Annotated in this window: 17 protein-coding genes and 1 pseudogene; 10 read left to right on the plus strand and 8 right to left on the minus strand. The window is 70.5% G+C overall.

Translation table 11 applies throughout. The annotated features are described in order from the left end of the window. Positions 1–430 precede the first annotated feature (430 nt). Positions 431–909, minus strand: a pseudogene (locus tag ACZ7HQ_RS14110) (transposase); the annotation flags it as partial. Positions 910–1,817: 908 nt separating this feature from the next. Here ACZ7HQ_RS14110 and ACZ7HQ_RS14115 point away from each other — a divergent pair. The 9 genes from ACZ7HQ_RS14115 to ACZ7HQ_RS14155 all read left to right on the plus strand — a co-directional run bounded on the left by ACZ7HQ_RS14115 (position 1,818) and on the right by ACZ7HQ_RS14155 (position 11,710). Further along, on the plus strand, positions 1,818–3,239 hold the full coding sequence (locus tag ACZ7HQ_RS14115; protein WP_470988491.1) for a glycoside hydrolase family 15 protein: 1,422 nt from the start codon (positions 1,818–1,820) through the stop codon (positions 3,237–3,239). Positions 3,240–3,314: 75 nt separating this feature from the next. Then, a complete protein-coding gene (locus ACZ7HQ_RS14120) occupies positions 3,315–5,240 on the plus strand; it encodes a GMC family oxidoreductase (protein ID WP_470988494.1) in 1,926 nt (641 codons plus the stop codon). Then, the gene (locus ACZ7HQ_RS14125) at positions 5,237–6,349 is read left to right on the plus strand and encodes a ferritin-like domain-containing protein (RefSeq protein ID WP_470988496.1); all 1,113 of its coding nucleotides are present in this window, start codon (positions 5,237–5,239) and stop codon (positions 6,347–6,349) included. The genes ACZ7HQ_RS14120 and ACZ7HQ_RS14125 overlap by 4 nt, the downstream gene beginning before the upstream one ends. Continuing rightward, complete coding sequence (locus tag ACZ7HQ_RS14130; RefSeq protein WP_470988499.1) at positions 6,346–6,870, plus strand: hypothetical protein; 525 nt, start codon at positions 6,346–6,348, stop codon at positions 6,868–6,870. The genes ACZ7HQ_RS14125 and ACZ7HQ_RS14130 overlap by 4 nt, the downstream gene beginning before the upstream one ends. Then, positions 6,867–7,781: a myo-inosose-2 dehydratase gene (iolE, locus tag ACZ7HQ_RS14135; RefSeq protein WP_470988503.1), complete on the plus strand. Its 915-nt coding sequence runs from the start codon at positions 6,867–6,869 to the stop codon at positions 7,779–7,781. The genes ACZ7HQ_RS14130 and iolE overlap by 4 nt, the downstream gene beginning before the upstream one ends. Positions 7,782–7,783: 2 nt before the next feature. Next, complete coding sequence (locus ACZ7HQ_RS14140; protein ID WP_470988999.1) at positions 7,784–8,809, plus strand: sugar phosphate isomerase/epimerase family protein; 1,026 nt, start codon at positions 7,784–7,786, stop codon at positions 8,807–8,809. A gap of 42 nt (positions 8,810–8,851) precedes the next feature. After that, complete coding sequence (locus ACZ7HQ_RS14145; protein WP_470988506.1) at positions 8,852–9,679, plus strand: MBL fold metallo-hydrolase; 828 nt, start codon at positions 8,852–8,854, stop codon at positions 9,677–9,679. Positions 9,680–9,704: 25 nt separating this feature from the next. After that, on the plus strand, positions 9,705–11,360 hold the full coding sequence (locus ACZ7HQ_RS14150) for an alpha-keto acid decarboxylase family protein (protein WP_470988511.1): 1,656 nt from the start codon (positions 9,705–9,707) through the stop codon (positions 11,358–11,360). Between the two features lie 41 nt (positions 11,361–11,401). Further along, positions 11,402–11,710, plus strand: coding sequence for an EthD family reductase (locus ACZ7HQ_RS14155; protein WP_351240651.1), 309 nt, complete (start codon positions 11,402–11,404; stop codon positions 11,708–11,710). A gap of 108 nt (positions 11,711–11,818) precedes the next feature. On the opposite strand, the gene ACZ7HQ_RS14160 is transcribed toward ACZ7HQ_RS14155, so the two are convergent. From ACZ7HQ_RS14160 to ACZ7HQ_RS14180, 5 genes are all read right to left on the minus strand, one after another. After that, a complete protein-coding gene (locus tag ACZ7HQ_RS14160) occupies positions 11,819–12,607 on the minus strand; it encodes an SDR family NAD(P)-dependent oxidoreductase (RefSeq protein WP_470988514.1) in 789 nt (262 codons plus the stop codon). Next, a complete protein-coding gene (locus ACZ7HQ_RS14165; RefSeq protein ID WP_470988517.1) occupies positions 12,604–13,611 on the minus strand; it encodes an NADP-dependent oxidoreductase in 1,008 nt (335 codons plus the stop codon). The genes ACZ7HQ_RS14160 and ACZ7HQ_RS14165 overlap by 4 nt, the downstream gene beginning before the upstream one ends. A 355-nt stretch (positions 13,612–13,966) precedes the next feature. Then, positions 13,967–14,794, minus strand: coding sequence for a ZIP family metal transporter (locus ACZ7HQ_RS14170; RefSeq protein WP_470988520.1), 828 nt, complete (start codon positions 14,792–14,794; stop codon positions 13,967–13,969). Between the two features lie 174 nt (positions 14,795–14,968). Further along, positions 14,969–16,381, minus strand: coding sequence for an FAD-binding oxidoreductase (locus ACZ7HQ_RS14175; RefSeq protein WP_470988523.1), 1,413 nt, complete (start codon positions 16,379–16,381; stop codon positions 14,969–14,971). Positions 16,382–16,447: 66 nt separating this feature from the next. Next, complete coding sequence (locus ACZ7HQ_RS14180; protein WP_470988528.1) at positions 16,448–19,684, minus strand: tetratricopeptide repeat protein; 3,237 nt, start codon at positions 19,682–19,684, stop codon at positions 16,448–16,450. A gap of 121 nt (positions 19,685–19,805) precedes the next feature. Here ACZ7HQ_RS14180 and ACZ7HQ_RS14185 point away from each other — a divergent pair, with 121 nt between their 5' ends. After that, on the plus strand, positions 19,806–20,153 hold the full coding sequence (locus ACZ7HQ_RS14185) for a tetratricopeptide repeat protein (protein WP_470989002.1): 348 nt from the start codon (positions 19,806–19,808) through the stop codon (positions 20,151–20,153). Positions 20,154–20,267: 114 nt separating this feature from the next. Here ACZ7HQ_RS14185 and ACZ7HQ_RS14190 read toward each other — a convergent pair whose 3' ends face one another. Further along, the gene (locus ACZ7HQ_RS14190) at positions 20,268–21,197 is read right to left on the minus strand and encodes a M56 family metallopeptidase (RefSeq protein WP_470988531.1); all 930 of its coding nucleotides are present in this window, start codon (positions 21,195–21,197) and stop codon (positions 20,268–20,270) included. Positions 21,198–21,203: 6 nt separating this feature from the next. Further along, positions 21,204–21,602, minus strand: coding sequence for a BlaI/MecI/CopY family transcriptional regulator (locus ACZ7HQ_RS14195; RefSeq protein ID WP_470988534.1), 399 nt, complete (start codon positions 21,600–21,602; stop codon positions 21,204–21,206). Positions 21,603–21,631 lie beyond the last annotated feature (29 nt).

Raw genomic sequence — 21,631 nt, forward strand, 5'->3', positions numbered from 1 at the left:
GTGACACCGTGCGGCCCGGCCGGCACGGGGTTGAGACCGGCTGCCGACGTGGCCGAAGAGCTGCTCGGCCTTGTGCGGCAGGGGAGCACCGCGACGACCGGGCGGGCGAGTGGAGCAGCTGCCGGGCCCACGACTGCCGGAATCGACGCGCCGTACCCCTCACCTCCCGGAACGTACCCCGGTCATCGACCCGCGCGCCCCCGAGGTGGATGAGCAGTCGTCGGGCCCGGTCCACCCATCGCTCCGGGCGGGGACGTCCCCCCTGGCAGAGGCCGTCGGCGACGGCAACAGCTGCCAAGGCCGTGTCCTACATGGTCAGTTCGAGGAGCCGTTCTGCAGCAGCAGAGGGCCGCTGCCGACACCTGCCCCTCCGTGATCAACCGTGCGGATTCAGAGCCGCGGGGCGCCGCCGGGCCCGGAAGCCGAACCGTCCGACGCTGCCGGGGACGTCGGCGGCCGAGTCGCCGGCGACGAGGGGCAGTCCGTGCGCATCCGGCAGGACGTGCATCTGGGGACCCGGCTCACCCCGGTCCACGGGATCCGGGCCTGTGGGTGCGCCCCTCTTTCAGCGCGGACATGAGCCGAGTCGAGGACCACACGGGAGACGTCGGCCAGCCCCGTATCGTCCAGTCGGTGCACAACCGCTTCATGCAGCCGGTTCCACACACCGGCCCGCGACCAGATCATGAACCGGCGATGGGCGGTCGATTTGGAGATCCCGAAACACGGGGGCAGCGCCCGCCATGCGCAGCCACTCACCAGTACGTAGGTGATCGCGGCGAACAGCGTCTCGTCAGGCGTGTTCTGTTTCCCGCCGCCCTGCGGCCGTGCCCGGTCCTCCGGAATCAACGGCCTGGCGATCTCCCACAAGCCATCCGGAACAATCCAACTCCACGTGCCCCGCCCCATACCCGGCTCAACGATCAACTGCCATATAGGACACGGTCCCACCCTGGGGATTTAGCGCACAGTTATGCAACAGGAAGCTACACCAGATTACTCCAACCTCATACGCAACATCGGAGTTTTCTATTGCGGCGCCTATCCGGCTGGCTGTAGCCTGCGGTACGCCAAGATAGGGGCACACCGAGTGGCATATTCAGCGAAAAGCTGCCATGGGACCTGCTGCCGGAAAGTCTCTGCATCGCGCGCTTTCTAAGAAAACGGGGGGATGGAGGGATGAATTCCCTGTTATCGCGATTACGGGAAAGGCGTGGACTCGGACACCTGATTCAGGGTGTCATCGCCGGCCTGACGGCATTGTCGTCCGCCCCTCTCCTCGCCGCGCCCCCAAGGACACCGCCGGAGTCCCGCGAGGCTCCGCGCCGCCTGAGAAGTCGTGCACCGGCAGTGGTTCTGATGCCCGTTCAGGTCACCGGAAGTCGTCCGGTCAAGGGAAGTCCCGTGGCTCACGAGAGGCCGGCCGCACCCGTGTGACCGCCGGGGTGCCGCGATACGCAGGTTGCGCCCCGAGCCGGCAGAGTCGGCCGGAGCGCCGGCGCGGGCCCGAGGCCCGGCGCCCACGGCCACTCGGCGATCCCGACGGTTCCCGAGCGTCGTCGGTCACGCGGCAGCGGTCCGCGCGTCAAGCGTTACCAGCAGCGGCACCAACTCGCAGCCTGAACATCGAAACCGCTGTGAACAATCCGCACCCTCGTGCGCCGTCCGTCCGGTTCCGCTCGCGCCGGATGACCGACGCGCGCCGTAGCGGCAGCCCATGGACGCACTCGGCTCCAAGCCCTCTCTCTCCGCGTGGCCAGGACGCCGACAGCCGGCCGGATCCGATCGAACCGCCCGAAAGATAACGGAGTTCAGCAATGTCCGAGCCCACCACGCCCGACATGCGCACGCGCACCCACCGGCCGGCCGACGCTTCCCGGGAGCGGGCGAGCGTTCAGACCTCCCTCGCCCCGGGAGCGGTCGATCTGCCGTCCCTCGTGCCGATCATGTACACGTTCATGTTCCGGAACATCGCGAGCGACGGCTTCGTCTACAGCGATCCCCAGTCGCCGGGCGACGTGTCCCGCGACTCGAAGCCGGGCTGCATCATCGCCGCCCCGTCCTTCCCGGCCCTGACTCCCGGCATCGACGAGGACTACGTCTTCAACTGGGTGCGGGACGGGGCCATCACGGCCATGGAGGTGGCGAAGGCCCACATGCCCGTGAGCCCGGGCGGGACGGTGCAGACGCTCAACGACTACGTGTCGTTCGCGGACCTCTGCCACTCCAACGCCCAGCCGACCAAGGGTCACGCCTGCTTCAACATCGCCGGCGACGCCCGCCCGTGGACCGAGCAGAACGACGGTCCGGCCCTGCAGACGATCACCATCCTGGCCGCCTACGACCAGCTCGACCTCGGCACCCAGAAGCGGGCGGTCGACCTGGTGAACTCGAACGTGGCCTTCCTCCTCGGCGTCTACAAGGACCCCACCACGAACCTGTGGGAGGAGCACAGCGGGTACAGCTTCTTCGCCCGGGCCGCCCAGCTGCGCTGCTTCGAGGAGATCAAGGCCTCGAAGATCGTCGGCATCAACAAGCCGACCGGACTGCGGCCCGCCATCGACTGGCTGCGCGAGGCCCTCGCGGGCCACTGGGACGGAAGCAAGTACGTGAGCATGATGGCCGACCCCGGTGACGGGTCCCAGCCATCGCCCCAGAATCCCGTCGCCGAGGGGTACGACCCGAACATCGACATCGTCCAGGCGGCCGTCTACGGCGCCGTTCCCGTCATCGACACCAAGATGCTGGCCACCGCGGCCCAGCTGCGCTCGCAGTGGGAAGAGGGCGGCATCGCCTTCTACCCGATCAACAAGTCGGACAAGGAACAGTTCGGCATCGGGCCGATGTTCGGCCGCTACCCGGGAGACGTCTACGACGGTGACACCGCGCACCCGGTCCTCGGCGGCCACCCCTGGGCCCTCTCCACGTGCAACGTGGCCGAGCTGCACTACAAGCTGGCCACCGTGATCAAGTCGAGCGGCAAGGTCCCGGTCGACGACCTGTCCGCACCCTTCTTCGCCCAGTCCGGCATCGACGCGTCGACGGCACCGGCGGCGGCCGCCGTCGCCCTGACGGCCACCGGTGACGCCATGGTGATGGCCGTCATCTACCACAGCGACCACCTGGAGCTCTCCGAGCAGTTCGACGGCACCACCGGCTACCAGCGCAGTGTCCGCAACCTGACGTGGAGTTACGCCGCCTACCTGTCCGCCATGCGCGCCCGAGCCGAGGCCGTGTGACCGTGGCCGGCCGACCCGGGCTCCGGCCGCCACACCGGTCCCGGCTGCGCCTGGCAGAGGAGGAGTGACTGCTCCATGTACGCGAAGTTCCCTCACGGGGCGGCGAAGCGCACCGACCCCGCGGCGGCGGCCGGGGACCTCTACGACGCCGTCATCGTCGGCGGCGGGATTTCCGGCGCCCTCATAGCCGCGCGGCTGAGCGAAGCCGGCAGGAGAGTGCTGATACTGGAAGCGGGCCCGGCCGAGGACCTCACCCTGAGGGGCTACGAGAGCTACCTCGACCGGTTCTACTCGGCCATCAGCAAGGACAACCAGGCCCCCTACCCGGACGTCGCCAACGCCCCGATGCCCCGCGGCACCGACGCACGGCGCATCACCCCGGGTGCGCCCGACGCCTCGGCCTACATCGTCCAGAGCGGCCCCCTCGCCACCGACACGACGTACACGCGGGTCCTCGGCGGCACCACCATGCACTGGGAGGGCAAGACGCTGCGGATGCTGCCGGAGGACTTCCGGATGCGGACGCTCTACGGCGAGGGCACCGACTGGCCGCTGACCTACGAGGACCTCTCCCCGTACTACAACGAGGCCGAACGCGAGATCGGCGTCTCCGCCGACGTGGAGGACCAGGCCTACCTCGGGATCACCTTCGACGAGGGCTATGTGTTCCCCATGAAGGGGCTGCCCCTGTCCTACCTGGACCAGATGGTCGCCAAGGACCTCGACGGAATGCCGGTCGAACTCGACGGGGAGCAGCGAGAGCTGCGGGTCCGGCCGTTCCCGCAGGGCCGGAACGGGATACCGAACCCGGCCTACGACGGCGGGAAGGGGTATGTGCCGCAAGGGGCCGTGAGCACGTACCAGGTCGAGGTCGGCGAACGCTGCCAGGGCAACAACAACTGTGTGCCCATCTGCCCGGTGCAGGCCAAGTACAACGCCGGCAAGACCCTCGCCGTGGCCCTCCAGAGCGGCCGGGTCGACCTGGTGGCCCAGGCGGTGGCCTACAAGGTGCACGTCGACGAGCACACGCGCCGGGTGACCGAGATCGAGTACCGCCGCTACGACCGGCCCGACAGCCCCGGCTTCACCACCGCGCGGGCCCGCGGCCGGCTGTTCATCCTGGCCGCCAACGCGGTGGAGAACCCCCGGCTGATGCTGGCCTCCGGCCTGCGCGGTTCGAGCGGCCTGATGGGGCGGAACTTCATGGACCACGCCTACCTGCTGGCGTGGGGGCTGCTGCCGGAGGTGGCCGGCACCTTCCGTGGCACGAACTGCACGGGTGGCATCACCGACCTGCGCGGGGGCCGCTTCCGCAGCCGCCAGGCGGCGTTCAGCGTCGACATCCACAACGACGGGTGGGGCTGGGCCCGGGGCGCGCCGATGACCGACCTGATCGACCTGGTGGACTCCGGTGGCCGTTACGGCGAGTCCCTGCGCCAGGGGCTCGTGGACCGGGTGTCCCGCCAGCTTCAGCTGGCGTTCATGGTCGAGGTCCCCGCCAACCCGAGCAACCGGGTCACCGTGAGCCCGGACTTCACCGACAAGCTCGGCAACATGCGGCCCATCCTCACCTACGACATCCCCGAGTACACGATGCGGGGGGTGGCGTACGCCCGGCAGCTGTCGAGGCGGATCTTCGCCCGCCTCGGGGCCGAGGACCACACCGCGTACGACCCGAACTTCTGGGGCTACGCCGTCCACGACGGCGAGGGGTACGAGATCCGCGGGGGCAACCATCTCGCCGGCACCCATGTGATGGGCCGCGACCCGTCGACCTCGGTGGTCGACGCGGATCAGCGGTGCTGGGACTACCAGAACCTGTACATGGTCGGCGGGGGAAGCATGCCCACCGTGGGCACGTCGAACGTGACGCTCACCATCGCCGCCCTGTGCCTGCGCAGCACCCGGGCCATGCTGGCCCAGCTCGACTCCGAGACCGCACCGATCGAGGTCACCTCGGCCGGCGCCACCCAGCACCCATCTCAGGAGGCGGCCCGGTGACCGAGTCGACCATCGAGAACCGTGACGACCTGATCAGCTACCTGCACGCGGCGATGGCGCTCGAGCACGCGACCATCCCCCCGTACCTGACCGCGTACTACTCCATCCGCTCCACCACCAACTCCGACGCCGCCCACATCATCCGGGTGGCCGCGGTGGAGGAGATGCTGCACCTCACCCTCGTCGCCAACGTCCTGAACGCCATCGGCGGGAAGCCCGACCTGACCCGACCCGGCTTCGTGCCGTCCTATCCGGCCTACCTGCCGGACGGCGAGGACGACTTCACCGTCGACCTGCGGCCCTTCTCCCCCGAGGCGGTGGAGACGTTCTGCAAGATCGAGCGGCCGGGCAAGGCGCCCAGTGCCGACTCACGGCTGGTGAAGTCATCGCACGGCGGGACTCCGCTCCTGGTCTCCAGCCCGACGGCCGAGGGGATGCACTTCTACAGCATCGGCGAGTTCTACGAGGAGATCATCGAAGGGCTCGAGAAGGTGTCGGCCGGCGACCCCGGGCTCTTCTGCGGGGATCCGGCCCTGCAGGTGGGGCCCGAGTACTTCTACTCCGGCGGCGGGGGGATGATCGTCGTCTCCGACCTGGAATCGGCCCAGCGGGCGCTCCGCTTCATCGCCGCCCAGGGCGAGGGCCTCGATTCAGGCATCTACGACGCGGACGGAGAGCTGGCCCACTACTACCGCTTCCGGCAGCTGCAGCTCGGGCGCTACTACCAGGTGGGCGACCGCCCCGACTCGCCTTCGGGGCCCCCGCTGAGCATCTCCTGGGACGATGTGTACAACGTGAAGGTGAGTGCCCGGCTGGCCGACTTCCCGGCGGATTCGGAACTCGCCCGTGTCGCCCGGGACTTCAACGTCGACTACGGGGCCTTCCTCGCCCTGCTCACCGAGGCGTTCAACGGGCGGCCAGGCCTCCTCCAGGAGGCCGTCTGTGACATGTTCCGCCTGCGCGACGGGTTCAACAGGCTGATCCGCAACCCCCTGCCGGGCAGCGACGGTCTGCACGCCGCTCCCACCTTCGAGATCGCGGCCGCGGCCGGGTCCGGTCCGCAGGCCTCACCGGGTGCCGGCGGGACAGCCCAGGCGGTGACGCGATGACCGCCCCGTCGTTCGAGGAGTTCCTCGTCCTGTCGGTCGACCTCACCGCCTTCGAGGAGACCGATCTGCTCGGCACGGGCATGGCCCACACGTATCTGGCGAAAGTGCGGGCCGCCTGCGGCGACGAGGTCGTCGCCGCCCTCCTGGACGCCCACCGGGCGGCCCGGGCCGACGCGGCCGGTGGCGCCGGAAGCCATGCCCGGACCCCGCTCGACCGGGATCTGTTCGACCGGGCCCTGCGCCACCGGATCTTCAGCGACGACCGGCTCGGCCCGGTGGCCCGGAACGTCATCAAGCTCTGGTACGCCGGGATGTGGTACGCGCTGCCACCCGAGTGGACCGACCGCTACGGGGCCCGTACATCGGCCGAGACCTCCACGGTTACCGCCGCCTCCTACCAGGAGGGGCTGCTGTGGCGGGCCATCGGGGCCAATCCTCCAGGTGCCAAGGCACCCGGATACGGCTCCTGGGCCCAGCCACCCCGCATCGCGGACCGCTACCTGAAAGGGGCGACACGATGACAGAGTTGGCTGACCGCCTCAGCCCGGACAAGGTGAAGCTCGGCGTCTGCTGCACCCTGTGGTGGAACGACGACTTCCCCACCATCGACGCCGGTATCTCCTTCGGCCAGGCCGTGAGCGAGATGGCACTCGCCGGCTTCCAGGGCTGCAGCATCGGGCACAAGTACCCCTCGGACGCCGCCGAGCTCAAGGCCGCCCTCGATCTCCGCGGCCTGCGGGTGTCCGAGCCCTGGACCAGCACGTACTTCACGATCGGCAAGATGCGGCAGAAGACGATCGCCGCCTTCGAGGAGACGCTGGCCCACATCAAGGCACTGGGCGGGACCGAGCTGGTCGTGGCCGAGTTCGGGGCCTCGTCGCACCTGCTTCCCGTTGACGTGTTCGCCAACCGCCCGGTCTTCACCGACGCCCAGTGGGACGCCCTGACCTCGGGTCTGAACGAGCTGGGCAAGATAGCCGGCTCGGCGGGGATGAAGCTCAGCTATCACCACCACATGGGCACCGGCGTCATGACCCGGGCCGACATCGACCGGCTGATGGCCTCGACCGACCCGGACCTGGTGCATCTGCTGCTCGACACCGGCCACATGGCCTTTGCCGGCGACGACCCGCTGGACCTGGTCCGGGCCTACGCCGACCGCATCGGTCACGTCCACATGAAGAGCGTCCGGCCCGAGGTCGTGAGCCGGGTGCGTGAAGAAGGCCTGTCGTTCCAGGAGGGCGTCGAGCTCGGCGTCTTCACCGTGCCCGGAGACGGCGCGATCGACTTCCGGCCCATACTCGAAGTCCTGGCCGACGCCGGTTACCAGGGGTGGCTGGTGGTGGAAGCCGAGCAGGATCCGAACAAGGCCAACCCGCTCGAGTACGCCAAGAAGGCCCGCGCCTACCTCGCCGACATCCTGGGCTGGTGACGATGAACGTGACATTGGCGCGGGGCTTCCAACCGAACGTCGAGCGGGACGTGTACTTCAGCTTCTTCATGTTCACGGCCGATCTGCGTCCGCAGGACACCCGGTACACCCAGATCCTGATCACCCATCTGAAGGCCCTGACCGAAATGGGCTACGCCGGCTTCGACGTGCACATCGCCGCCCGGCCCACGACCGTCGACCACAAGCTCGAGCTCGACAGCTACATCGGCCTGCGGAAGGCCTTCGACCAGGCGGGCCTGCGAGAGGTCAGGTTCACCACCAACGTCGGGACCACGCGGACCTTCGACCCGACCTCGCCCTACGGGGAGCAGCGTGCACAGGCCCTCTCCTATCTGAAGTCACGCGTCGACATCACCCGGGCCCTGGGTGGCGGCGACACGATCATGTCGGGTCCGTTCCTCTACCCCTACGGCGTCTTCCCGCTCACGGACGACGGCGAGCCGCTGTGGAGCGACGACCTCCAGGAGTGGATGAAGCCGCGCTTTCACGCGGCCCGTGGAGTCTTCGAGGAGCTGTCGGAGTACGCCGCGGCCCGGGAGGTGAAGCTCGCCATCGAGCCCGTGAAGAGCTGGGAGACTCCCCCGCCCAACATGGTCTCGGAGGTCCTCGACTTCCTCGAGGGGCTCGAACACCCGCAGGGCGGCGTGACGATCGACACCGCGCAGGTCCTGATGGAAAGCCAGGGTCCTTCGGTCTTCCGGAACAACATCGCGCGGGCCGTACGGCAGAACCGGCTGCACTACGTCCATATCTCGGCGCCGGACCGGGGAGCGGTGAAGGACAGCTGGATTCCCTGGGACCTTGTGCGCAGCGAGGTCGAGCCGGTGTACCGCGGGCCGTACCTCGTCGAGGTGTTCAACGCGATCCCGCCGTTCGTCAGCTCGATGCGAATGGCGCGCAGGCGCTTCTGGCGGCCCGGCGAGGACGCCCCGGTGCGGGGCGTGGACAGCGCCTACGACGTCGCAAGAGCGGCGCTGGAGGAACTGAACACGCGCATCGCCGCATAGCCCCGCCCTTTTCTCGTCCCGTCCCTATCGGGGAGGTCCCGGATGCCGGCTCAGATGTCGGACCCCATCGTCATGGTCGTGAAACAGGCGGGCGACGTCCGTATTCACACCTTCGTTTCCTCTTTCAGCGGCGGCAACATCGCGAACGCGACGCACATCGTCGAGTCCAGGAACTGCCTCGTACTCGTCGACGGACAGTTCCTCGCTCCTTATGCAAGGGAGTTCAGGGCGTACGCGGACAGCCTGCGCAAGCCGATCGACCGGCTGTATCTCTCCCACCGGCACCCCGACCACTGGTTCGGCCTGGGCGCCGCGTTCCCCGACGTCACGGTCTACGCGCTCTCCGAGACCATGACCTTCATCCACGAGCACGGGGAGGAGTCGCTCAGCGACCACTGGAAGCTCGGCGGCCTCCTCCCGGAGCACATCGTCGTCCCCAAGCAGGTCGCCAGTCCCGGGCAGGAGACGATCGACGGGGTCCGTTACGTCCTGGACCGGGTGACGGACACCGAGATCGACTTCCATCTCACCATCGGGCTTCCGGAACTGGGGGTGTACTTCGCCCAGGACCTGCTCTACAGCGGCACCCATCTCTATCTGACATCACACCTGGGCCACTGGATCCGGGTGCTGCAGGACCTGCTGGTGTCGGAGTACGAGCTCTTCCTGCCAGGCCACGGCCTTCCCGCCGACAAGAACGAGGTCGCCCGCAACATCGAGTACCTCTCCGCGGCCCGTGAGGCCGCAGGCGACGGCCTCACGGGCGCCGCCTTCAAGGACTTCCTGCTGCAGCGGTATCCGGAGCGCAAGTGCCCGGGAATCTTCGACATCTACCTGCCCCGGCTGTTCGGCGGTGCAAGCGAATACTGACCACTGATCACAGAGGAGTTACGCCATGGCTGAGCGCTGCACGGTCGGGCAGTACCTGGTAGACCGGCTCCACCAGCTGGGTCTTGACCACCTGTTCGCCATCGCGGGCGACTACTCCATCGACTGGCTGAACCGGTATGTCGCGCCGAGCAGCGTCGAGATCATCGAGGAGGTCAACGAGGTCAACGCCGGTTATGCGGCGGACGGATACGCGCGGCTGAAGGGCATCGGAGCCCTCTGCGTCACCTACTCCGCCGGCGCGCTGTGTGCCGTGAACGCCGTCGCCGGCGCCTACGTCGAGAAGGTGCCGCTCGTTCTGATCAACGGCACGCCGAGCATCAAGAAGACCATCATCTTCGAGCAGACCGGCTTCAGCGCGCACCACTTCATCACCGGGCGGGAGACCGACCTCCAGTCCTTCGAGCACGTCACGGCCGCGGCCATCCGGATCGACACCCCGGAGCTCGCGCCGGGCCTGATCGACCACGCGCTGAGAACGTGCATCACCGAGCGCCGCCCGGTCTACATCGAGCTGCTCCAGGACATGGTCGACCTCGAGTGTGAGCCGCCCAGGGGCGTCCTCAAGCCGGCCAAGCCCCTGTCGGACCGGGACAGCCTGACCCAGTCGGTCGCCCAGATCCGCGCGAGGCTCGAAAGCGCCGAGAACCCTCTCATCTGGGTGGGTCCTGAGGTCGACCGGTTCGGCCTGCAGGACAAGGCCGCGCGCCTGATCCAGCAGCTGAACATCCCCTTCGTCACGGAACTCCTCAGCAAGGCCGTCCTCTCCGAGGACGATCTGCTGTTCGCCGGCGTGCTCGACGGCCAGGCCTCGTCCGAGGCCGTCACGGAGCTGGTTGCCGCCTCCGACTTCGTGCTCGCCCTCGGCGTGTGGCTGACGGACATCAACTCCCTTGGCTGGGAGCCGGATTACGACAAGACTGCCTTCGCGTCGTTCGACGCGGTCAAGCTCGGCACCTTCTTCGGCGGGCATGTGGCCCTTGAGCACCTGATAAGCGGCATTCTGGCGGAGAAGATCACGCCCAAGTCCCGGAAGCTCCCGGAGCGTCCGGCACGCAGCGCACCTGCCATGAGTCCCTCCGAGATCATCACGTACCAGGGGTTCTACGAGTTCATCCAGCGGTACGTCGACCGGAACACCGTCATCAGCAGCGACGCGAGCATGAACTATTTCGGGAGCCTGCTGCTCGATGTACCCGCCCCGGGAGGGTTCATCGTTCAGTCGTCGTACTCCTCGATCGGCTACAGCGCGCCGGCCGCGACGGGTATCTGCCTGGCGAAGAAGCCCAGTCAAAGGGTGATGGTGTTCTCGGGCGACGGCGGCTTCCAGATGACCGCCCAATGTCTCTCGACGCAGACCAGGTTCCAGCTCAATCCCATCATCTTCGTCATCGACAACGGCGTTTACGCCGTGGAGCAGTGGCTCGCCGATGCGGGGGTGTTCCATTCTGACAAGCCGTTCTACAAGCCCTGCGTGCTGCACCGCTGGAATTACAGCATGCTGGCAGAGGTCTTCGGGTGTCGGGGGTGGGAAGTCGGCACGTATGGAGAGCTGAGTAATGCCGTGACGGGTGCACTGGAGAACTCGAGCAGTCCGTCCATCATCCAGGTGCGAGTGCCCGACAAAACGATCCCCGACAACGCGAAGTGGAAGACCCAGTAGCAGGAAAGCCCACCAGCAGGAACGATCAAGGAGCAGACACCATGCCGACGAAGATCACCGCAGTCTACGAGAACCCGAAGTCCCCCGAGGCTTTCGAGGCGGGTCATCACGAGCAGATCGCGCTGGCGAAGAAGATCCCCGGAGTCACCAGGATCGAGAGCGCGAAGGTCTGGCCGAAGGAGGACGGCAGCCCGACGCCCGCCTATCGCGTACTCGACCTGTACTTCACCGACTACGCCACGGCCAGCAAGGCGGTGACGACCGAAGAGGCGTCGGCGTTTGTCGCCAAGGTCTTCGAGCTGGCGACCGGCGGTGTACGGCTCCTCTTCACCGACGTCGAGGACGTCTGATCTCGATCCTCAGAGGCGTCGCGTCCGCACGGTCCCGACGAGACGGGGCGGTTCCGTACGCCGGTGGGGGTGGGCCCGGTCGTCGCTGGGCCCACCCCCGACGAACCCTCAGACGCCGACAGGCCTGGCCGGACCGGGGACGTTGCGGAAGCGGAACGGCTCCGGTTCGCGGCCGGCCTGGATGAACCAGCACTGCCCGGTGTCGTCGCCGGTGACGATCCGCAGCACCGTGTCCGCGACGGCCTCAGCCGGGATGACCGGCAGTCCCTGCTCGGAGAGCATGTCGCGCAGGTGGTCGATGATGCGCGACTCGGCGAACCCCGGGCAGACCGCGTTGAAGCGGACGTTGTCAGGGGCGAGAGCCGGCCCCAGGGAGCGTGCGAGTCCCACGACCGCGTGTTTGTTGGCCGCGTACAGCGGATCGAGGGGCACCGCCGCCAGGCCCGCAAGGGACGCCGTCGCCACGATCGACCCGCCGCCGCGAGCCCGCAGCGCGGGCAGCACCGCGTGGGTGCCGAAGACCACGCCGTCGAGGTTGGCGCCCATCGCCCGGCGGTAGCGCGCCGGGTCGAAGTCCTCGCCGACGCCGCATCCGGTCGCCACCCCCGCGTTCAGCAGGGCGATGTCGACACCGCCGTACCGCTCCTGGGTGAACTCCACCAGAGCGCGGTTGGCGTCGAGGTCGGAGACGTCACAGGCGTGGAAGTGCCCGTCGACCAGGTCGGCCACCTCGCGGCCGCCCCGCGCGTCGAGGTCGGCGACGACCACGCGCGCGCCCGCCCTCGCCAGTGCCAGCGCCGAGGCCCGGCCCAGTCCGCTGGCGGCACCGGTCACGATCGCCACCTTTCCGTGGAGCGAGACGGCGTCCCGCTGCTCTCCTGGCAGCGTGGCGGTCATGCCAGTTCCAGCACGAGCTTGCCGACGTTCTCACCGCGGAAGAGCATCTGCAGGGTCGCGGGGAAGTCGTCGACGGTGCCCCGCACGACGTGTTCCTTGACCTTGATGCGGCCGGCGGCGATCAGGGCGGAGATCTCCTGCGCGGCCTCCGCGTAGCGCTTGGCGTAGTCGAAGACGACGAAGCCCTCCATGCGGGCGCGGCGCACCAGCAGCGAGAGGTAGTTGGAGGGGCCCTTGACGGGCGTGGCGTTGTTGTACTGGCTGATCGCGCCGCAGACCACGACGCGCGCGTGCATCGCCAGCCGGGTCAGGGCGGTGTCGAGGATGTCCCCTCCGACGTTGTCGAAGTAGACGTCGATGCCGTCGGGGGCGTGCTCGCGCAGTGCCTTCTTGACGTCCTCGGTTCGGTAGTCGATCGCCGCGTCGAATCCCAGTTCGCCGGTGAGCATGGCGCACTTCTCCGGCCCTCCGGCGATGCCCACGACCCGGCAGCCCCTGGCCTTGGCGATCTGCCCCGCGATGGTGCCGACCGCGCCGGCCGCCCCGGACACCACGACGGTCTCGCCGTCCTGCAGCGCGCCGACGTCCAGCAGGCCGAAGTAGGCGGTCATGCCGGGCATGCCCAGCGCCCCCAGATACGTGGCGGGCGGGGCGAGGGAGGTGTCGATCTTCATCGCGCCCCGGCCGTCGGAGACCACGTACTCCTGGACGCCGAACGTGCCGACCACGTGGTCGCCGGGCTGGAAGCCGGGGTGGTCGGATGCGGTGACCTCGACGACCGATCCGGCGCGCATCACCTCGCCGATGCCGACTGGCGGCAGGTAGGAGGGGCGGTCGTCCAGCCAGCCCCGCATGGCCGGGTCCAGGGAGATGACGCGCGTCCGGCCCACGAACCGGCCCGGGCCCGGTTCCGCGAGCGGAGCGGAGCAGTGCTCCCAGTCTTCGGGTTTCACTTCGCCCACGGGGCGGGCTGCCAGACGGATCTGGCGGTTGGTCGTGGACATCACGCCTCCTGTTGTTGCGGCTCCGTGGTGACCATACCGACCAGTAGGTACGTGGGTGGCCGTGATATTCCCCACATATCATCCACGCGACCGACAGGACGGCGTCCTCAGCTCGCGTGCCGCCAAGGCCCAGCTGAGCTCCACCGCGGTGTCCGGGGCATCCAGGCTGGTGCCGGTCAGCTCCTCGAAACGGCTGGTCCGTATGCCCGGCCGGAGTGGTCACCAGCGTGGTGCCGCGCTCCGGGCCGGAGCAGTCCCACCCGCGCCGGGCCCGGGACATGAGCGCAGCGCGACCGACCCGGGCGCCGCCCTCGCGTCACGGCGGCACCCGGGCCCGTACCGGCTGCTGGTTGGTTCAGGCTCCGGCTGCCGTCACCACCGCGTCCGTGGCGAAGCCGAGGAGGAGGCCGAGGAGGATGCACCAGGTGGTGAGTGTCTTGAGTGCGGCCCTGCGGGCGACCGCCAGCAGCTCGATGACGACGTAGAGGATCGAGCCGGCGGCGAGACCCAGGAAGGCGATCGACAGCGTGTCGCTGACCAGGTGCTGGCCGACGAGGGTACCCAGGAAGGTGGGGCCGCCGCCGATCAGGCCGAGCCACAGCAGCGTGAGCCAGGAGGGGCGTTCGCCTTCCGCGGCCAAGGGGGCGACGATACCGAAGCCTTCGGTGGCGTTGTGCAGGCCGAAGCCGATGATCAGCAGGAGGGCGAGGGAGAGTTCACCCTGGGCCGCCGAGTTGCCGATGGCCAGGCCCTCGGCGAAGTTGTGCAGACCGATGCCGGTGGCGATCATCAGCGCGAGCGAACCGGCCTGACTGCGGGTCTTCGGCGCCAGCTCGGCGGAGGCGGCGGCACCGGGGCCCGCGGGACGGGACGCGGCCTCGCGGCGCCGGGCGATCCAGCTGTCGTAGTGGACGAGCCCGGCGAGGCCGGCGGCCAGGCCCACCGTCAGCGTGAAGCCCCCTGATGCCACCGTTCCCCAGGTGTGCTTGCCCAGCGCCTCGTCGATGGGCTCCCAGGCGTGGGTCAGCACGTCCCAGACGAGGAAGATCAGGATGCCGATGGCGACGGCGTTCAAGCCCGCCCTGAGCCGGGGTGTGGGGGTGCGGAGGCGGCCGATGGGAAGGCCGAGATAGATGGTGAAGCCTGCGATGGCTCCGAGCAGGGCGATGTTGCCGCTGGACATGGGGACTCCGGTCTGACGTGCACAGGAAGCGCACAGAAGGTAAGCCAGGCAAGGCTTACCTAACAAGTCACGGAGGGCGGCTTCAGCGAAGCTTGGGGAAGTCATTGCACGCGCCATTCCGTCGGGCGCCATCCCCACCGACGTCGTGCGGATGGCGCAAGTGACAGGTGAGGGTCACACCGTGGTCGAAGGGCGGATGTTCTGGTTGAGGCGGAACAGGTTCGTCGGATCGTAGGTGTCCTTGACGCTCACCAGCCGTGCGTGGACCGCGGCGGGGTAGGAGGCGCGGACCCTGTCCTCGGCCGCGTCACCCGTGAAGTTGACGTACATGGCCCCGTGGCCGTGGCGTGCGATCTCCTCGCGTGCCCCGCGGGCCCAGGCGACGTGGCTGTCGAAGCCCGCCGCGTCCGGGGACCGTGCGATCACGTTGCACAGCACGCCCGGCTCCCGCTGGCTGAAGGCCGTGGCATCGGCGGGAACGCGGGCGAACGCGCCGCCCAGTTGGTGCAGATGCAGTTCGCTGGAGGGCGTGGGGGTCGCCAGGTGCTGCCGCAGTACGGCGTCGATCGCGGCGTCGGACGGCTCGATGAACGCCGACGTGAAGTAGTTGTGGGCACCGGCCGCCCAGAGCGGGTCGAGCAGGGACTGCATCCCGGTGTACGGCATGGGTCCCATGACGTCGGCGATGGGGGTTCCCAGCGTGCGCAGGGGGCCGACGGCCGCCTCGCCCGCCGCCAGGTCGCCCGCGTGCATGCCGAGCACGGCCACGACCCGGGTGCCGTGGACCTCCTCGGGCAGGAACGGCAGCGGAGGCGCCGTCGTGAGGTTGACGAGGGTCGTCAGATCGTCGGGAGTGTCCCCGATCAGTTCGCGCCAGCCGGTGACGACCCGCCGGGCCTCCTCGAGCGGATAGACGATCAGGCCGGCCGTGACCTGGGGGCCCACCGGGTGCAGCCGGTACTCGAGGGAGGTGACGACACCGAAGTTGCCGCCGCCGCCCCGCAGGGCCCAGAACAGGTCGGGATGCTCCTGCGGTCCGGCGCGGACCACGCGGCCGTCCGCGGTGACGACCTCGGCGGCCGTCAGGTTGTCGGAGGCCAGCCCGTGGCGGCGCAGCAGCCAGCCCACGCCGCCGCCGAGCGTGAATCCGGCGATGCCCGTGCCGGACACCAGGCCGCCGGTCACGGCGAGTCCGAAGGCCTGGGTCTCGTGGTCGAGGTCGCCCCAGGTCATGCCGGCCTGGGCGGTCACCCGGCGGGCCGCGGGATCGACGAGGGCGCCCTTCATGGGCGACAGGTCGATGACGATCCCGTCGTCGCAGGTCGAGAATCCCGCGATGCTGTGCGCGCCGCCGCGCACCGCGACGAGGAGGTCCTGGCTGCGTGCGAACTCGACGGCGCGGACCACGTCCGCGGTCCCGGCGCAGCGCACGATCACGGCCGGGTGTTTGTCGTGGGCCCCGTTCCAGACCGCCCGGGCCTGGTCGTACGCGGCGTCTGTGGGACGGACGACGCTGCCGCGCAGGCCTGCCTCCAGTTCGGCGACGGTGGCGTCCCCCAGGATGCCCCTCGCTGTGTCGATCGACATGGCCGACTCCTTGGTGTGCGTGCCTTTCCGCTGACATCCAGGACCGCAGGGAGCGTCTCTTAGCACTCACTCAGCAGCCGCTTTGCCGGTGTGTGCCCGTGCCGCCGAGCGCCGTAGAACGGCCGGGCCGCGCGTGTCGCCGAGGTGGGCGAAGAGGTCGCCGGCCCGGGCCGCCGTCGCGTCGGCGGCCTCGCGCTCGCCCGCCTGCCACAGCAGCTGCGCCAGCATGAGGGCGGCCCATCCGGCGGCGGGGTGCGATCCGGCGACGTGCTCCAGACGCTGGGCGCGGGTCAGCAGCGTACGCGCCCGCTCCCGGTCACCGGCGGCCCGGGCGACCTGGGAGAGATGGAGCAGGGTGTTGGTGGTGCCGGGGATGTCGTCGGTCTCCTCGAAGCCGGCGAGGACCCGGGCGAAGGTCGCGCGGGCGCTTTCGGTGTCGCCGTCGGCGAGTTGGAGCAGGCCGAGGCAACCGAGGGTGATGCCTTCCTCCCGGCGGTCGCCGAGCCGGCGCCTGATCGCCAGTGCCGTCCGCAGGTACGTCCTCGCCGCGTCGGGGTCGCCGTGGCCGCGGTGGAGGTTGCCGAGCAGGTTGAGGGCCAGGGACTCTCCGTGCGGGTCGTCGAGCGCGCGGAAGCAGTCGGCACTGCGTTCGGCCGCCATGACGGCTGAGCCGGTGTCGCCGTCGACGCGGCTCACCCATGCCAGGTTGGCCAGGGCGTAGCCGCGTGCCCTCGCCGGGCCCACCGTGCGGCCGGCGAGTACGGTCTCCTCGAAGTACAGCGACACCCGCCCGGCCTCGTCGCACTCGTCGCACTCGACGGCGTAGCCCGGTGTCATGACCGGGAAGAAGGGTTCGGTGCCGGCCTCGACGTCGTCCAGCAGCCGGATGCACTCCGCACAGGCCCTACGGGCCGCCGGGCCCGCGCCGCGGCACACGGCCCAGACACCCTCGAGATGCGCGGCGGCGGCGAGGACCGACGGCTCGCTCGCGTCGAGGGCGAGGGTGCGGGCGAGGTCGAGGGCGGTGCCGGCGCTGTGCCACGCCCCGCGCATCCAGAGCAGGATCGCCTGCTGACAGTGGGCGTGGGCGAGCGCAGCCCGGTCCGGCCGGCGCCGGTGGGCCTGGACGATCTGCTCGGCGATGTCCTGCAGCGGGGAGCCGTCACCGAGGCGGACCGCCAGCACGGCCTGTCCCATCAGTGCCCTGGCCCGGTGTGGGGAGGGGTCCGGTGCGGCGGCCAGGGTGTCCTCCAGCCACCGCCGGCCCTCGGCGAGGTGCCCGCGTTCCGGCCAGAACGAGCGCAGGGCGGTGGCCAGCCGGAGCGCGCCGTCCGGTTCGTGGCGCAGCAGGGAGCGCAGGGCGGCCCGGAGGTTGCCGTGCTCGGCCTCCAGCTCCAGCGGCACCGCCCCCGAGACACCGGTGGGCGGCTCACGGTCCCCGGCCTCGGCGAGTGCCAGGTAGAAGCGCCGGTGCCGGGCCTCGGTGGCGGCGCTTTCCCCCGCGGCCCGCAGGCGCTCGGCGGCGTACTGCCGGATCGTCTCGAGCAGCCGGTAGCGGACCTCGTCCCGCCGGGCCTCCACCGAGACCAGGGACTTGTCGGCCAGCCGGCCGAGCACGTCGAGCACCCCGGTGCCGTGCGTGCCGTCCGCGCACACGTCCTCGGCCGCCGCGAGGGAGAACCCGCCCACGAAGACCGACAGCCGCCGCAGCAGGCGCTGTTCCTCCTCGTCGAGCAGCCGGTGGCTCCACTCCAGCGTGGCCAGCAGGGTCTCCTGCCGGGTCACGCCGCGCCGGTTGCCCCGGCTGAGCAACGTCAGTGCGTCGTCGAGGCGTTCGGCGATCTGCCGTGGCGCCAGGACGTGCACCCGGGCCGCCGCCAGCTCCAGGGCCAGGGGCATGCCGTCGAGCCGGAAGCAGATCTGGGCCACGGCGGCCGCGTTCTCCGGGGACAGCCGGAACCCCGGGTCGGCGTCGGCGGCCCGCTCCACGAACAGCCGTACGGCGGCGAATCGGCCCAGTTCCGGCACGGTGGGCAGCCGGCGGGGGTCCGGCAGCCCGAGCGAGGGCACCCGGAAGGTGCGTTCGCCGTAACCGCGCAGGGCCTCCCGGCTGGTCGCGAGGACGAACACGCCCGGACAGTCTGCGATGACCCGTGTCGCCAGGGACGCGCACGCGTCGATCAGGTGTTCGCAGTTGTCCAGCACCAGCAGCATCTCCCGGCCGCCCAGCTGTGCGACCAGGGCGGCCAGGCTGTCGCCTGACGGCGGAAGGTGCACCCCCAGCGCGGCGGCGACGGCTTCGGGTACGAGGTCGGGCTCCGCCAGCGCGGCGAGGTCCACGAAGCAGGCCCCGTCCCGGAAGTCCTCGCGCCGGCGTTCCGCGACGGCCAGGGCGAGCCGGGTCTTGCCGCAGCCGCCGGTCCCCGTGAGGGTCAGCAGCCTGCCCCGCGCGAGCAGTTGCTCGGCCTCGGCGATCTCGCGCTCCCTGCCGATGAGGGCGGTCGCGGGCGCGGGCAGAGGGTGCCGTGGGAGTTTCCCCGGTTGCTCCGGCGCCTCGACCGAGTCGGCCAGCAGCGTGCGGTAGAGGCGGCGGGTCTGCGGGTCGGGGTCGGCGCCGGTGTCGCGTCGGAGTACGTCCCGCAGCTGTTCGTAGGCGGCCAGCGCCTCCCGGCGTCGTCCGGCGCCGGCCAGGACCCGCATCAGGGCCCGGTGGCCGGGCTCGTGCAGCGGGTCCTCGGCGATCAGGGCCCGTAGCACCTCGATCGCGTCGGCCTGGTGACGCTCGCGTTCCAGCGTCTCGGCGAGCCCCAGCCGCAGTGCGGTGCACCGTGTCCGGAGCGCCTCGGCGGCCTCACCGGCCCAGGACTCGTACCGATCCTCGGGCAGCAGACCGGGCGCGGCCAGGGCGAGGGCGGTGCGGTGGTCCGCGGCTCCGCCACCCTCCAGGGCCCGCCGGGCCGTCTCGTCGAACGCGTCGAGGTCGATGCGTACGCCGCCGTCGGGGCCGAGCAGGACCATGTCGTCGCGGAGGACCACGACATCGGCCGCCGCGCCCGCGGAGGCGAGTGCTCGCCGTACGGAGTGCAGCGCCTGGTGCAGGTTGTTGGCCGCGGCCGGACGGTCGAGGTCCGGCCACAGAAGGTCGTAGAGCCGATCGCGGTGCATGCGGTGGCCCGGTGCCAGGCACAGCAGTTTCAGCAGGGTCCGGGCTTTGCGCAGCCGCCACGCCCCGGCGGCGACCGGGCGGTCCTCGACCGTCACGGCGAAACCGCCGAGGAGCCGGATGCGCACCTCATCGGCCATGGCTGCCCTCACCAGCAGGCTACCGCCCCCGGCCGGCCGGCTCCGCCGCGACCAGTTGGTGGAATATTGAACAACTGTCTCCCGTTGTGGCGGGCGAAGGAGGTCACGAGTGGAGACGCAAGTGGAGACCACGTACTACGAGCACGGCACGCCGGCCGAGCGCTGGGAGCGCGCGCGGCAGTTCTTCGACGCCAAGGACTACGCGGGCGCGGCGCGGGTGCTGACCGGTCTTGTCGAGGAGGTGCCGGAGCAGACCGGCCCCCGGCTGCTGCTGGCCCGTGCCTACTACCACTCGGCCCAACTGCGCCGTGCGGAAGCCGAGTTGAGGGTCATCGTCGAGCGTGAGCCGGTGGAGCACTACGCCCGGTTGATGCTGGGGCGTACGCTCCAGCGGCAGGCCCGGCACGAGGAGGCGGAGCGGCACCTGCGGATCGCCTCGGCGCTCGGGGGCGACTTCCCGCAGGAGTGAGGTGTACGGAGGGCCCGGGTTCCCGGCGCGGGTGAAACGGCGGCTCTCGAAACAGGGCGAAGCCGGGCCAGGTGTCCGGGGTCGGGGCCCGTACCGAGAACGCCGTCTCCGGGGTCAGAGCGAGGCCGTCGCGCGCAGGAGCAGGAACAGGGTGACGGCGGAGTTCGCCGACGACATCGCGGACGCCAGCGCCCCGGCGGCGGCGCCCCACACGGCGAGGCCGACCGAGGTGAAGGCCGGTGGCCAGGTACGGGCCACGGGCGCCGGGGCCAGCAGCGCGGCCACCCGGCGCGGCACGGGACCGGTGGCCGCGAGCGCGGGCAGAGTCGGGGCCGGTGTGCCGGCCGAGACCAAGGCCGCCCTGCCGATGGCCCGGGCGACGGCGCGCCGGTCGCCGACCGCCCGGGCCGCCTCCTCGTCCGCCCAGCGCTCGGTGGTGTACACGACGGCGGTGCGCAGCGGACGGAGGAACGGGTTGGCCCGGGCGGCCAGGTGCGCGGCGAGCAGATGGCGGTGGTGGCGGGCGGCCAGGTGGGCGCGTTCGTGGGCGAACAGGGCGCGCCGCTCGGCGCGAGCGAGCCCGGCGAGCAGCGCGGTGGTGACGACGACGCGGCCCCGGCCGCCGGGCAGGGCGTAGGCGTACGGAGCGCTGTCGGGCAGGACCGCCACCGCCCGGCCCGGCAGCGCGGCGAGGACCCGGCGGGCGCGCCGGGTGACCCGGAGGTGCCGCAGCAGGGTGCGGGCGCAGCCGGCGGCGACGAGGGCGAGTACGGGGATGGCGGCCCGGCCGGCGATGTCGTCGTACGGGACGGCGGCCCGTACCTGCGGGTCGGTCCAGCCGTCCGGGAAGGGGTTGCCGGGCAGCTGGGCGGTGCCGACCACCATGAGCAGGGCCAGGCAGAGGGTGCTGCACAGGGCCATGACGACGGCGACCGCCGTCAGCAGCCGGGTCGCGGTGCGCGGGTGCAGCCGTGTCTCGGCGAGGCGGGCGACCGGCCAGGCGGACAGCGGCAGCACCAGTGGCAGGAAGACGAAGACCCCCATGGACGGTCAGTCTTCCGTACCCGCGCCGTCCGTGTGCGTGGCCTCGAGCAGTGCCCGCAGGATTTCCTCGTCGCCCGGGGGCAGGGCGGTGACGAAGCTCGCCAGGACCGCCTCGCGGTCCCGTTCGCCGTCGAGCAGGCGGCGCATGCGCAGGGCGGCGAGACGGGCCACGTCGGCCGTCGGCGTCCACAGGAAGGAGCGGCCGTGGCGTTCACGGGCGACGACGTCCTTGGCGAGGAGCCGGGTCAGGATGGTGACGACGGTGGTGTAGGCGAGGTCGCCGCCGAGGCGCTGCTGCACCCAGGCCGCGGTGACCGGTCCGTCCGCCTCGCGCAGTGCGCCGAGGACCTGCCCCTCCAGCTCGCCCTGTCCGCGGCGCCGGGCCCGGCCGCCTTCCCGCGCCATCTCCGTCTCCCTCCGGCGTCGGCCTGCCT

The sequence above is a fragment of the Streptomyces sp. NPDC037290 genome, assembly GCF_055603245.1.

Bases quoted from the DNA above. Each gene is read 5' to 3' on its own strand.
- ACZ7HQ_RS14115 (WP_470988491.1), top strand. From the start codon at position 1,818: ATGTCCGAGCCCACCACGCCCGACATGCGCACGCGCACCCACCGGCCG.
- ACZ7HQ_RS14120 (WP_470988494.1), top strand. From the start codon at position 3,315: ATGTACGCGAAGTTCCCTCACGGGGCGGCGAAGCGCACCGACCCCGCG.
- ACZ7HQ_RS14130 (WP_470988499.1), top strand. From the start codon at position 6,346: ATGACCGCCCCGTCGTTCGAGGAGTTCCTCGTCCTGTCGGTCGACCTC.
- iolE (WP_470988503.1), top strand. From the start codon at position 6,867: ATGACAGAGTTGGCTGACCGCCTCAGCCCGGACAAGGTGAAGCTCGGC.
- ACZ7HQ_RS14140 (WP_470988999.1), top strand. From the start codon at position 7,784: ATGAACGTGACATTGGCGCGGGGCTTCCAACCGAACGTCGAGCGGGAC.
- ACZ7HQ_RS14145 (WP_470988506.1), top strand. From the start codon at position 8,852: ATGCCGGCTCAGATGTCGGACCCCATCGTCATGGTCGTGAAACAGGCG.
- ACZ7HQ_RS14150 (WP_470988511.1), top strand. From the start codon at position 9,705: ATGGCTGAGCGCTGCACGGTCGGGCAGTACCTGGTAGACCGGCTCCAC.
- ACZ7HQ_RS14155 (WP_351240651.1), top strand. From the start codon at position 11,402: ATGCCGACGAAGATCACCGCAGTCTACGAGAACCCGAAGTCCCCCGAG.
- ACZ7HQ_RS14160 (WP_470988514.1), bottom strand. From the start codon at position 12,607: ATGACCGCCACGCTGCCAGGAGAGCAGCGGGACGCCGTCTCGCTCCAC.
- ACZ7HQ_RS14165 (WP_470988517.1), bottom strand. From the start codon at position 13,611: ATGTCCACGACCAACCGCCAGATCCGTCTGGCAGCCCGCCCCGTGGGC.
- ACZ7HQ_RS14170 (WP_470988520.1), bottom strand. From the start codon at position 14,794: ATGTCCAGCGGCAACATCGCCCTGCTCGGAGCCATCGCAGGCTTCACC.
- ACZ7HQ_RS14175 (WP_470988523.1), bottom strand. From the start codon at position 16,381: ATGTCGATCGACACAGCGAGGGGCATCCTGGGGGACGCCACCGTCGCC.
- ACZ7HQ_RS14180 (WP_470988528.1), bottom strand. From the start codon at position 19,684: ATGGCCGATGAGGTGCGCATCCGGCTCCTCGGCGGTTTCGCCGTGACG.
- ACZ7HQ_RS14190 (WP_470988531.1), bottom strand. From the start codon at position 21,197: ATGGGGGTCTTCGTCTTCCTGCCACTGGTGCTGCCGCTGTCCGCCTGG.
- ACZ7HQ_RS14195 (WP_470988534.1), bottom strand. From the start codon at position 21,602: ATGGCGCGGGAAGGCGGCCGGGCCCGGCGCCGCGGACAGGGCGAGCTG.